This window comes from Streptomyces sp. NPDC008238 (genome assembly GCF_042956445.1).
GTDB lineage: Bacteria > Actinomycetota > Actinomycetes > Streptomycetales > Streptomycetaceae > Actinacidiphila.
In genome coordinates, this window is the sequence record NZ_JBIBGK010000023.1 from 23,175 (window position 1) to 34,583 (window position 11,409).

The 11,409-nt window shown below is 74.7% G+C and carries 14 protein-coding genes; 8 read left to right on the forward strand and 6 right to left on the reverse strand.

Annotated elements, in window-relative coordinates; all coding sequences use genetic code 11:
- Positions 1-113 precede the first annotated feature (113 nt).
- Positions 114-1,346, forward strand: a complete 1,233-nt coding sequence (locus ACFZAU_RS32375; protein ID WP_500555121.1) for a cytochrome P450 family protein — start codon at positions 114-116, stop codon at positions 1,344-1,346.
- Between the two features lie 79 nt (positions 1,347-1,425).
- Here ACFZAU_RS32375 and ACFZAU_RS32380 read toward each other — a convergent pair whose 3' ends face one another.
- Both ACFZAU_RS32380 and ACFZAU_RS32385 read right to left on the reverse strand, forming a co-directional pair.
- A complete protein-coding gene (locus ACFZAU_RS32380) occupies positions 1,426-1,896 on the reverse strand; it encodes an SPW repeat protein (RefSeq protein WP_499609406.1) in 471 nt (156 codons plus the stop codon).
- Between the two features lie 110 nt (positions 1,897-2,006).
- On the reverse strand, positions 2,007-2,363 hold the full coding sequence (locus tag ACFZAU_RS32385; RefSeq protein ID WP_500555122.1) for a TraR/DksA C4-type zinc finger protein: 357 nt from the start codon (positions 2,361-2,363) through the stop codon (positions 2,007-2,009).
- A 147-nt stretch (positions 2,364-2,510) separates the two neighbouring features.
- Here ACFZAU_RS32385 and ACFZAU_RS32390 point away from each other — a divergent pair, with 147 nt between their 5' ends.
- Positions 2,511-3,371: a glycosyltransferase family 2 protein gene (locus ACFZAU_RS32390; RefSeq protein WP_500555123.1), complete on the forward strand. Its 861-nt coding sequence runs from the start codon at positions 2,511-2,513 to the stop codon at positions 3,369-3,371.
- A gap of 18 nt (positions 3,372-3,389) precedes the next feature.
- Here the strand turns inward: ACFZAU_RS32390 and ACFZAU_RS32395 are convergent, their stop codons facing one another.
- Positions 3,390-3,779: a hypothetical protein gene (locus ACFZAU_RS32395; RefSeq protein WP_499609414.1), complete on the reverse strand. Its 390-nt coding sequence runs from the start codon at positions 3,777-3,779 to the stop codon at positions 3,390-3,392.
- Positions 3,776-4,060 (reverse strand): ribbon-helix-helix domain-containing protein, encoded by a 285-nt coding sequence (locus ACFZAU_RS32400; RefSeq protein WP_499609416.1) that lies wholly within the window; start codon positions 4,058-4,060, stop codon positions 3,776-3,778. Before ACFZAU_RS32400 ends, ACFZAU_RS32395 begins: the two co-directional genes overlap by 4 nt.
- 130 nt (positions 4,061-4,190) lie before the next feature.
- Between ACFZAU_RS32400 and ACFZAU_RS32405 the strand changes: the two genes are divergently transcribed.
- The 3 genes from ACFZAU_RS32405 to ACFZAU_RS32415 all read left to right on the forward strand — a co-directional run bounded on the left by ACFZAU_RS32405 (position 4,191) and on the right by ACFZAU_RS32415 (position 6,498).
- The gene (locus tag ACFZAU_RS32405; protein ID WP_500555124.1) at positions 4,191-4,856 is read left to right on the forward strand and encodes a maltokinase N-terminal cap-like domain-containing protein; all 666 of its coding nucleotides are present in this window, start codon (positions 4,191-4,193) and stop codon (positions 4,854-4,856) included.
- Between the two features lie 315 nt (positions 4,857-5,171).
- Positions 5,172-5,966 (forward strand): SDR family NAD(P)-dependent oxidoreductase, encoded by a 795-nt coding sequence (locus ACFZAU_RS32410; protein ID WP_500555125.1) that lies wholly within the window; start codon positions 5,172-5,174, stop codon positions 5,964-5,966.
- A gap of 88 nt (positions 5,967-6,054) precedes the next feature.
- On the forward strand, positions 6,055-6,498 hold the full coding sequence (locus ACFZAU_RS32415; protein WP_500555197.1) for a GNAT family N-acetyltransferase: 444 nt from the start codon (positions 6,055-6,057) through the stop codon (positions 6,496-6,498).
- A gap of 67 nt (positions 6,499-6,565) precedes the next feature.
- On the opposite strand, the gene ACFZAU_RS32420 is transcribed toward ACFZAU_RS32415, so the two are convergent.
- Both ACFZAU_RS32420 and ACFZAU_RS32425 read right to left on the reverse strand, forming a co-directional pair.
- On the reverse strand, positions 6,566-6,952 hold the full coding sequence (locus ACFZAU_RS32420; protein WP_500555126.1) for an Imm32 family immunity protein: 387 nt from the start codon (positions 6,950-6,952) through the stop codon (positions 6,566-6,568).
- Between the two features lie 50 nt (positions 6,953-7,002).
- Positions 7,003-8,313, reverse strand: coding sequence for an amidohydrolase family protein (locus tag ACFZAU_RS32425; protein WP_500555127.1), 1,311 nt, complete (start codon positions 8,311-8,313; stop codon positions 7,003-7,005).
- A gap of 100 nt (positions 8,314-8,413) precedes the next feature.
- On the opposite strand from ACFZAU_RS32425, the gene ACFZAU_RS32430 reads away from it, so the two are divergent.
- From ACFZAU_RS32430 to ACFZAU_RS32440, 3 genes are all read left to right on the forward strand, one after another.
- On the forward strand, positions 8,414-9,172 hold the full coding sequence (locus ACFZAU_RS32430; protein WP_500555128.1) for an IclR family transcriptional regulator: 759 nt from the start codon (positions 8,414-8,416) through the stop codon (positions 9,170-9,172).
- Positions 9,169-10,119, forward strand: a complete 951-nt coding sequence (locus tag ACFZAU_RS32435; protein WP_500555129.1) for an ornithine cyclodeaminase family protein — start codon at positions 9,169-9,171, stop codon at positions 10,117-10,119. The genes ACFZAU_RS32430 and ACFZAU_RS32435 overlap by 4 nt, the downstream gene beginning before the upstream one ends.
- Positions 10,120-10,190: 71 nt before the next feature.
- A complete protein-coding gene (locus ACFZAU_RS32440; RefSeq protein ID WP_500555130.1) occupies positions 10,191-11,354 on the forward strand; it encodes a CaiB/BaiF CoA transferase family protein in 1,164 nt (387 codons plus the stop codon).
- Positions 11,355-11,409: the final 55 nt, after the last annotated feature.

An 11,409-nucleotide genomic window follows, 5' to 3' on the forward strand; every position in this document is an offset into this window, starting at 1 on the left:
CCCTCCGCCGCCGTCCCTGACCGCATCCTGACCGAACACAACGGGACATATTATCCTTGAACGATGCACATTGGTGTTGCCGTCATGAGGTGCCACGCACTCCCGGAGGCCTGATGAGCCAGCAGCCGGTCACTCTTCCGTTCACCGATCCGGACTTCGCCGCCGATCCCTTCCCCCTGTACCGGGAACTACGCCAGGAGGGCCCGGTGCGCCGCGCGGTCATCCAGGGCGAGCTCGAGGCCTGGCTGGTCACCCGGTACGAGGACGGCCTGGCAGCCCTCACCGACCCGCGGCTGAGCAGCGACGTCCGGGACGCCGCCGACCCGCGGCTGATGGAGCGGCTGCCGACCACCGAGCGCGAGTCGATGATCCGCACGATGCTGCGCGCCGACCCGCCCGACCACACCCGGCTGCGCCGGCTGGTCTCCAAGGCGTTCACCGCCCGCCGCGTGGCCGAACTGGAGCCGCGCGTCCAGGGCATCGCCGACGAACTCCTGGACGCGATCCTCCCGGCCGGACGGGCCGACCTCGTCGAGGACTTCGCGGTGCCGCTGCCCGTCACGGTCATCAGCGAACTGCTGGGCGTCCCCGTCTCCGACCGCTACGACTTCCAGCGGTGGACCGACGACATGGTCCTGCAGGGCCCCCAGCCCCCGGACCCGGCCAAGATCGAGGCCGCCTGGCAGCAGATGCACCGCTACCTCACCGCGCTGCTGGAGGCCAAGCGCGCAGACCCCGGGGACGACCTGCTCAGCGCGCTGATCGCCACCCACGACGACGAGCAGCGGCTGGACCGGCACGAACTCGTCTCGATGACGTTCCTGCTCCTGGTGGCCGGCTACATCACCACCGTCAACCTCATCGGGAACGGCATCGCCGCGCTGCTCACCCATCCCGACCAGCTGCGCATGCTGCGCGAGGACCCGGAGTTGCTGCCCGGCGCGATCGAGGAGTTCCTGCGCTGGGACGGACCGGTCAACCCCGGCATCGCGCGCTTCGCCCGCGAGGACCTGACCATCGCCGGGGTGGCGATCCCGCGCGGCGCGACCGTGGTGGTCGCCTCCGCCATCGCCGACCGCGACCCGGCACGCTTCGCCGACCCAGACCGACTGGACGTCACGCGGGCGGACAACGCCCACCTCGCCTTCGGCCACGGCATCCACTACTGCCTGGGCGCGCCGCTGGCCCGGCTGGAGGGGAGGATCGCCGTCGGCACCGTACTGCGCCGGCTGCCGGGCCTCGCGCTCGCCGTGCCGGCCGAGGAGCTGCACTGGCGGCCCCGCGTGCTGCGCGGCCCCGCGCGCCTGCCCGTCACCTTCGGTCCCGCGGCGGGCGGGACGCCGTAGGCGGACCGCCTCGGAAAGCCGACCGCCGGGCGGGCGCACGAGGCGCTCGTCCGGCGGAACGGTTTCCGGCGGGAGCCGGTCAGATGCGCGAGCCTCCCGTGGGTCCCCTCATGTCCGTGGGGGTCCCACGACCCGTGGACGGCCGCATCGAGGCCGCCGCAAGGGCGAGCACCAGCGCGATGACGCCGACGACCACGTTGTTGATGATCGTGCGCGTCGTGGCGACGTTCCCGGCGATGCACCACGGCGAGATGATCGTCCACAGGCCGATGATGGCCGCGGCCCATGCCATGGAGTGCGTGCGCTCGAAGGCCCTGCCCACGCCGCCCATGAGCATGGCGTACGCGATGCCGGCGATCAGGGTGCCGACGGCTATCGTCGACAGTCCGTTGAAGCCCACGATCCAGGGGGACGCCGCCAGGTAGGTGCCGGTCACCAGGCCCATGGCCTCGATCGCCTGGCCCCGGTTGGTGGCGGTCGTCCTTTCGTACTCCGCGCGCAGCGCCAGCAGGTCGGGGTGCTGCTCGATACTCGGTCGCGTAGAGGCCATCTAAACCATCCCCACTCATTTCGGACGTTTCACCCCACACTTACCCACGCTGTGGCAGTCGAGACGTGGAGATTTCCGCGAGCCGTACCGGAGGGCCGGCACTGCCTTCCTCAGACCGCCCGTGCCGCCGAACAGTCGACGCACAACGTTGTCGTCGGCAGGGCCAGGAGGCGCTCCCGGCCGATCGGCTCGCCGCAGTTCACGCAGGGGTCGCAGGTCCCTTCGGTCACGCGGTGCAGAGCCTCTGAGACGCGCCGGATCCGGTCCGCGCACAGCGCGGCATCGGCGTCCAGCCGCTCGCCCGCCGCCGCCCTCTCCGCGGCGTCGGCGGCGTCGAGGAGGCAGTCGGCGGCGAGGTCGGCCCGCGCGCGCTCGGTCCGGGCCAGGGCGTCACGCGCCTCCTGCAGCACGGCCGTCAGTTCGCACCGGATCCGCTGCCGGTCGTCGTCGTGCAACGCGTCCCGCATCGCTCCTCCTGGGAATCCGGCCCGCCGGGGAATCGCCGGCGCCTGTCGGGTACCCGAGAAGGTGTGCCGTGAACGTGCGCGTCCCGCCGGTCGGGCACCGTGCACGGGAACCGGCGGTGACGTCCCAGGAGCGCGGAGGGAATCCACATGGGCGCGGACTGTCTCACCACTGTCGTCACGATCACGCACAACCGGCGGACGGAACTCCTGGAGACGCTCGGCCGGCTGACGTCGCTCCCCGAACGGCCACCGGTGATCGTCGTCGACAACGCTTCGGAGGACGGCAGCGCCGACGCGGTGACACAGGGCTTCCCCCAGGTCCGGGTGGTGCGGGCCGGGGCCAACCTCGGCGCCTGCGGCCGCACACTGGGCGTGCGGCGGGCCCGCACGCCCTACGTCGCCTTCAGCGACGACGACTCGTGGTGGGAGCCCGGCGCCCTGTACACCGCCCGCGACCTCCTCGACCGCCATCCCCGGATGGGCCTGCTGGCCGCACGGACACGCGTCGGACAGCGCGGTGCCCCCGATCCGCTCGACGACGTGCTGGCCGGGTCCCCGCTCGGGCGCGCCCCGGATCTTCCGGGCCCCCAGGTCATGGGCTTCCTGGCATGCGCCGCCGTCGCCCGCCGGGCCGCCTACCTCGACGCGGGCGGCTACCACCCACTGCTGTTCATCGGCGGCGAGGAAGTGCTCCTCGCCTATGACCTGGCGGCTTGCGGCTGGTCGTGCTGCTACTGCCCCGAGGTCCTGTCGGTGCACCAGCCGTCCCCCGGCCCGCGTCCGGGTCGGCGCACCGTCCAGCGCCGCAACGAGGTGCTCACCGCCTGGCTGCGCCGTCCCCTGACCCTGGCGCTGCGGCGCACGTGCACCCTGGCGGCGGACGCGGCGGACGACCCCGTGGCGCGGGACGCGCTGGCCGGCGTGCTCACCCGCCTGCCCGCCGCCCTGCGCGACCGCCGGAGCCTGCCCGCACCGGTGGAGGCCGCGGCCGCGCTCGTCGAGCGGTGACGAGGACCGGCAGCCGGATCAGAGGATCTGCTCGGTGTCGATCCGGGCGTCCACGCGCTTGTAGGCGTCGGGCTGCTGGGTGAGGACCGGCAGGCCGGTGGAGAGCGCGAGGTGCGCGGCGTGGGCGGTGGCGATGTCCGTGGCGCGCTCGTGGGCGATCTGGGCCACGGACCAGCAGGTGGCCTCGCCGAGCGCCCGGAAGACGAAGCACGGCGCCGCCAGGGCGTCCTGGAGCCGTTCGTACACCTCACCCAGGACCGACTCGGTCAGCCCCTGCGCGAAGGGAACCGCCGGGACGATCAGCGGCACCGCGGTCTGCGCCGAGCGGATGACCCGGGCCACCATGTACGGCCGCCCCAGGGCCAGGGCGCGGACGGCGGTGTGGTCGAGGATGTACCCGCCGCTCACGCCGCCTGACCCGGGTCGGCCGGAGGCGCGGTCTCGAAGCCGCGCCGCGTGTCGGCCGAGGCGACGGCCTCGAGCGCGGCCTCCCACTCGCCGGGGTGGTCCTGACGGGCCCGGGCGGCGAGCCAGTCGACGGCGCGCAGGGCGCGTTCGGTGCGCTGGAGCCGTTCGGTGACGGCCGCCTCGATGAACGCGGAACGGTTGCCGCCGGGGCCGCCGGCCAGCTTGTCGACCGCCGCGACGGTGTCCTCGTCGAGCGTGATGGTGACCTTCTGTTTCGCCATACGGTCACCTTACCGACGTATGGCCCCGCGGGCGCCGACCGTCACCCGGCCGGCCGGACGTCCGCGTGTCGGACCCGGATGGGACGATGTCCCCGCCGCACGTACGGACTCAGGGGAGGATCCACCGGCCATGTCGCTCATCCACCGCACGACTCTGACGCCCACCAAGCTGGAACTGCTCACCGACTGGCTCCCCCGGCAGCCCTGGTACGCGGGCGCCGGGCGGCGACCGGAGCTCGTGAGGGCGGGCGGCTTCCGCCTGGACGACCCGCTGGGCGAGGTCGGCGTCGAGTTCATGGTGGTCACCGACCAGGAGGGCGCCGCCTACCACGTGCCCATGGCCTACCGCGGCGCGTCGCTCGCCGGCGCGGAGAGCGCGCTCATCGGGACCACGGAGCACGGGGTGCTGGGCCGGCGCTGGATCTACGACGGCGCGCACGACCCGGTCGTGGTGGCCCAGTTGACCGCCCTGGTGCGCGGTGAGGCCGAGGCCCAGGCCCAGAGTGTCAGCGACACGCCCGACCCGACCGTCGTCCGCCACTACGCGGGACCGGCGGACGCCGCCGTCTCCGGCGCCGCATCCGTCGCCGACGGCCCCGGGGCCACCACCGATGTCACCGTCGACGCGGGCCCGGCCGGCCGCCTGGTCCTCCGCCTGACGCGTGCCCTGCGGCCCGGCGCGGCCGACAGCGCCGCGGGCCACGTGCTGGGCCACGTCGAAGCGGGCTGGCAGCAGCCGGACGGCACCGGGGTCCGTGCGGTCTTCGCGAGCCTGCGCAAGGACGCCGAGGGCTGATCCGGGGGGCGCGGAACGGCGAACCGGCCCGCGTGGACGGCGCGTTCGCCGACCCCTGCTCTGTCGTGGCGGAGGGGGGCGTGGGCGCGTCCGTCCGGCGCCCCGACTGCCGCGGCTCCCGGCCGCGTTGAGGGTGCCGGCCGGCGCCGCCGCCGCGGTACGCGTCCTTCCGCAGGTCACGGTGTCCTGGCGGCATCGCCGTCGCGAAGCGGCGTCCCCGTCGCTCGCCGCGCGGCGGGACGGCGCCGGGCGGAGACTGGGAGGAGCACGCGCGTGCTGCCGTGATCGTCGACCGGCTCGCCCCAGGGAGCGGACATGCGCATCGACCTCACCGGACGGACCGCCTTGGTGACGGCGTCGACGCAGGGCATCGGAGCGGCCATCGCCGCCGGGCTCGCGCGGGCGGGTGCCCGCGTCGGCGTGAACGGCCGCGACCCGGGGCGGGTGGACCAGGCGCTCAAGGAGCTGCGGGACGAGGTGCCGGACGGCGATTTCGTCGCCGTCGCAGCCGACGTGGCCACCGAGGAGGGCGCCGAACGGGCCCGCGAGGCCGTGCCGGACGTCGACGTCCTCGTCAACAACCTCGGCGTCTACGGCGCCAGGGACGCCCTCGAGATCGACGACGCCGAATGGCGCCGGTACTTCGAGGTGAACGTCCTCTCCGCCGTCCGCCTCACCCGGATGTACATGCCGCGGATGCTGGAACGGGACTGGGGCCGCATCCAGTACGTCTCCAGCGAGTCCGGCGTGGCGATCCCCGTCGAGATGGTCCACTACGGCATGACGAAGACGGCCATGCTCGCCCTCGGCCGCGGCTTCGCGAAGAAGGCCGCGGGATCGGGCGTCACGGTCAACTCGGTCCTGGTGGGCCCGACCCGCACCGCCGGGGTGGAGGAGTTCGTCCGGGGGCTGGTCGGCGACGAGTTGCCCTGGGACGAGGCACAGCGCCTCTTCATGCGCGAGCACCGCCCGCAGTCGCTGCTGCAACGGCTCATCGAACCGGCGGAGATCGCCAACATGGTGGTGTACCTCAGCTCCGACCTCGCCTCGGCCACCACCGGCGGCGCGCTGCGCGTCGACGGCGGCTGCGTGGACGTCATCGTCACCTGAAGCGCCGTCGTCGGAGCGGGGCGGGCCCCGTGCACTGCGCAGGGTGCGCGCACGGCACACTGGCCTCGTGATCACGGTGGACTGGGACATGCGGCCGGCTGCGGCGACGGACGTCGAGGCGGTCGCGGAACTGCGCGCCGTGGTGATGCGGCCCGACCTGGAACGGCTCGGGCGCTACGACGAGCGGCGCGTGCGGCAGCGCCTGCGCGACGCCTTCGTACCGGAGCACACCTGGGTCGTCGACGTGGACGGCGCGTTCGCCGGCTGTGTCGCCCTGCGGCCCGCCGACGACGCGCACTGGCTGGAGCACTTCTACCTGGCCCCGCACCTGCAGGGCGGCGGCATCGGCACGGCCGTGCTGCGGACGCTGCTGGAGCGGTGCGACCGCGCCGGCGTCCCCGTCCGGCTGAACGTGCTGCGCGGCAGCGCGGCGCGCCGGCTGTACGAGCGGCACGGTTTCACCGTCGACACCGAGGACCCGGTCGACGTGTTCATGGTGCGCGAGCCCGGCACCGTCCCGTACGGCGGTTGATCCCCCGGGCGCGGCCCGGCGATCCGTCCGCTCAGCCGCGCCGGCGCGGATGCCGGCCCGGGCCCGGTCACCTGGCCGGCATGCCGCCGTGGGGGCTGTTCACCACCAGGGACACCGATCCCTCGGCCAGGTAGGGGTGGTCGGGGAAGTGGTCGACGTGGAGGTGACCGCCGTCCGTCGCGGCGGCCATCGCGTGCAGTTCGTCCGCGAGGACTGCCCTCGCACCGGGGTCACCGCTGATCACGAGGACGCGCCGCGCGGCATCGACCCCGATCCGCACCCCCGGACCGGCCGCCGTCCGCACGTCGACCCCGGCCAGGAACCCGTCGCCCGCCGGCGCCGTGGCCCCGATGAAGCCGTCGCCCGCGGCCACCGCGTCCGCCAGGGCCGCCGACTCCCGCGCCGACGCCGCGAGATCCACCTCGCCGTACACCAGGTCGACGGTCAGTCGCACGTGTCGTGCTCCTCCGGTCCCGTCCGGCGAGCCGGATTCCCTGGCCGGATTCACCGGCCGTCCTCGAACTCGGCGCGGGGGAAGCGGTGTCCACGCTTGACGGTCAGGGTGACGCTCCGCAGGTGGGCGATGTCGCGCAGCGGATCCTCGTCCAGGACGACGAAGTTGGCCAGCTTGCCGGGTTCGACGGTGCCCATGACGGCCTCGGTGCCGGCGGCGCGGGCGCCGATGAGCGTGGCCGAGCGGAGGACGTCGGCGGTGGGGATGCCGCAGCGCCGGACGAGGAAGGCGAGTTCGTCGTGAAGGGCGGGGAAGGGGGCGCCGGGGGCGGTCTCGTGGTCGGTGCCGGTGGAGACGGCGACGCCGGCCCGGTGGGCCTGGGCGGTGACGGCGGCGGCGAGTTCGCTGTTGGCGCGGGCGCGGGCGGCGTCCTCGTGGCCCTTGCCGGCGAGTTCGTCGCTCTCCCACATGGCGGCGGTGGCGTCCAGGACGGTGCCCCGCGCGCGCATGAGGGCGAAGAGCCGCTCCAGGTGCGGGTCGTCCCCGGCGGCGAACCGGGCGTGGTCCACGGGGGGTTTGGTCCTGTAGGTGGTGAGCCCGTCCGGGCTGCCCTCGAAGGCGAGCAGGGTTGCGTGGGAGACGGTGTCGACGCCGGCTGCGACGACCTGGCCCGGGGTCGCGGGGAACACGGTGGCGTGGGCCCAGACGGGGATGCCCTGGCGGTGGGCCTCGGCGGTGACGGCGGCGACCAGGTCCGCGTCGAGGTCCGCGTAGACCTTGATGGCGGCGGCGTACGTGCCGCGCGCCAGGGCGACGGCCAGGGGCAGGTCGGTCGCGGCGGTGACGGCCTGCATCCAGGGCACTTCGCCGGGCACGGCGCCCTGGGAGACCTGGTGGGTGCGCGGGTCGTCGAAGAAGCCGGGGCCGGCCATCAGGGCGGCGTAGCGGATGTCGGGGCCGGGGATCTCGCCGACGAGGGTGGCACGGGCGAGGTCGCCGATCTGCCGCAGGTCGTCGGCCATGTCCCGGACGGCGGTGACGCCGCCGTACACGTGGCGGCGCAGCGCCGCCTCGGCCGCGGGGCGGTCGGGCGGGGTGGCCAGGTGCTGGTGGGTGTCGATCAGGCCGGGGACGACGAAACGTCCGCCGAGGTCGAACACCTCGGCGTCGGCGGGGAGCCGGGAGGCGAGGCCTGTGTCGGGCGCGACCGCGCGGATCGTCTCGCCGTCGGTGACGATCGTGGTCGCGGGCCGGGGCGGGCTGCCGGTGCCGTCGAAGAGGGTCGCGCCGCGGTAGACGGCGGTCGTGCCCGCGGCGGGCGCCGCGTGGGGAGTGGCTGCTCCCTGGGACCGGTCGGCCATGCTCACCTCGACTGTTGCAGCCTGCGTGACATCTGTATCGTCTGCCGAAACGGTCGGTACTGTACTCCAGCCGCCGTAGGGACGAGGAGGAGTGCCCGCGATGTCCCAGGCCCCGCGCACCGCGGTGGACAAGGCGCTCGACCTGGTCGAGGCCGTCACCCGCGCGCCGCGTCCCGTCCGCCTGACGGACCTGGCGGTCGAGGTCGGCCTGCACCGGGCGACGGCGTACCGGATCCTGCTGGACCTGGTGCGCAGGGGCTGGGTGCTGCGGGCGGGCGACCGCTACCTGCCCGGTACCGCCGTGCTGCGGATGTCGGCGGCCGCGGCGGGGAACTCGCTGACCGCCCTGGCCAAGCCGGTGCTGCGGGAACTGTCCGACGTCACGGGGATGATGGTCAACCTTCAGGTCCTGGAGGCCGAACGGTCCCGGGTGGTCGACGTCGTCCGGCCGGAACGGCTGGCGGTGATCAGCCACTTGCTGGGCGAGGCGCTGCCCGTGCACCGTTTCGCCGGGCCGCTGGCGCTGGTCGCGGCGCTCGAACCGGCGGCCCGCGCACCCTACCTGCGTCCCGCCGAAGCCGACGGGCATCCGCTGGACGGGGAGGCGGGCCTGCTGGCGGACATCGCCCGCGCGGAGCGGACCGGGGTCGCCGTGGAGCGCGGGCGCAACGAGAGGCTGATCGCCTCGGTCAGCCGCGCGGTGACGCCCGGCCCCGGCGCCCCCGTCTGTGCGCTGACCGTCGTCGGGCCCGACGCCGAGTTCGACGGGGCCCGGCTACCCGCCCTGGAGCGCGCGCTGCGCGACGCCGCCGACGAACTCCTGCGGGTGCTGACCGGACCTCAGGGAGGTACGGCGTGAGGGGTGTCCTCGTCCTGGACCGCGCGCAGACCCGGGCCGCGCTCGACGCGCGCCGTGTCGTCGACGCCGTGGCCGGGGCCCTCGTCGCGATCAGCCGCGGCGAGGTGTCCGCCCCGCCACGGATCGCCGCGCGCACCCCGGCGGGGCTGCTGGGCGCGATGCCGGGCCATGTGCCGGGGCTGGGCCTGGCGGCGAAGCTCGTGTCGGTGTTCGGGGACCCGGCGCGGCCCGGGCGCGGTGCGCACCGGGGCGTGGTCGCGTTCTTCGACGAGCACGACGGACGTCCCCTGGCCCTGATGGACGCCGAGTCGCTGACGGCGGTGCGCACCGCCGCCGCGGCGACGCTCGGCGCGCGCGTGCTGGCCCGCCCCGGGGCGGTGCGCCACACCGTCGTGGGCACCGGGGCCCAGGCGCGCGCCCAGATCGGCCTGCTGGCGGAACTCCACCCGGGCGCGGAGGTCGTCGTCGCCGGCCGCGATCCGCGGGCCGTGCGCGAGGCCACGGCCCGCCATCCGGGGGCGCGCGCGGCGGAGGACGTCGAGGACGCGGTGCGCGGGGCCGACGTCGTCTTCTGCTGCACCGGGGCGACGCGTCCGGTCGTACGCCGCTCGTGGCTCGCACCGGGCACGCACGTGAGCTCCGTTGGCGGATCCCACGGGCCCGAGATCGACGTGGACACCGTACGGGACGCCGCCCTGTTCGCCGAGTGGCAGGGCGCCGCGGGCTCCCCGCCCCCGGCCGGGGCCCACGAACTGCAGGGCCTCTCCCCCGGCCGGGACGTCGTCCTGCTCGGCTCGGTGCTCGCGGGCGACCACCCCGGGCGCGGCAAGGGGGACGGGCTGACCCTCTTCAAGTCCACCGGGCACGCGGCGCTGGACGTGGCCGCCGCCCACGTCGTCCACGCCGTGGCCCGCGCGGAGGGACTGGGCACCACCGTGGACCTCTGACCGTTCCCGACCGCACGCAGACCAGGAGTGCGACCTTGCAGCAGTCACGGCAGCAGTCTCAGCACCGGGCAGTGCGGCAGCCACTGGACGGTGTCACCGTCGTCTCCCTGGAACAGGCCGTCGCCGCGCCGTTCGCGACCCGCCAACTCGCGGACCTGGGCGCCCGGGTGATCAAGGTGGAACGGCCGGGCGGCGACTTCGCACGGGACTACGACAGGGCGGCCCGCGGGCAGTCGGCGTACTTCGTCTGGTGCAACCGCGGCAAGGAGAGCGTGGTCCTGGACCTCAAGCAGGACGCCGACCGGGCGCTGCTGGACCGGATGCTGGCCGGGGCGGACGTCTTCGTGCAGAACCTCGCCCCCGGCGCCGCGGGCCGCCTGGGCCTGGGCGCGGAGGCACTGCGCGCACGGCATCCACGGCTGATCTGGTGCGGTGTCTCCGGCTACGGCGACCACGGACCCTACGCGGCGAAGAAGGCGTTCGACCTGCTGGTGCAGTGCGAGTCGGGGCTGGTGTCGCTCACGGGCACGCCGGACAGCCCCGCGCGGGCGGGCGTCTCCATCGCCGACGTCGCCGCCGGGATGTACGCGTACACCGGCGTCCTGACCGCCCTGTACGAACGCGAACGCACCGGCGAGGGCAGCGCCTTCGACGTGGCGATGCTCGACGCGCTCGGCGAGTGGCTGGGGCAGCCGCTCTTCCACGGCCTGTACGGGAGCGCGCCACTGGGCCGCAGCGGTGCCCGGCACCCGTCGATCTCGCCGTACGGCCACTACCGGGCGGGCGACGGCGCGGAGGTCTTCGTCTGCGTGCAGAGCGACCGGGACTGGGTCGCGCTGTGCGAGAAGGTGCTGGAGCGGCCCGAACTCGTCCGCGATGCGCGGTTCGCGGACAATCCGCTGCGCCACGCCCACGACGACGAGTTGACCGCGATCCTCGAGGAGCACTTCGCCGCCTTCCCGGCGGACGCACTCCTGGAGCGGCTGGACGGCGCCGGGATCGCCAACGCCAGGCTGCGGTCGGTCGCGGAGTTCGCGGCCCACCCCCAACTGGAGGCCCGCGACCGCTGGCGGGACTTCGCCACACCGTCCGGCCCGCTGCGCGGGCTGCTCCCGCCGGTGACGGTACGCGGCCGCGAGGCCCTGATGGGGGCGGTGCCGGCCCTGGGCGAGCACACCGACGCCGTCCGCGCGGAGTTCTCCGCCGCGCCGGAAGGGACGGAGGTAGGCCAGTGAGCGACCACGCGGCCACCTGCCCGGGGCCGGGCACCGGGAGAGCTTCTCTGCAAGG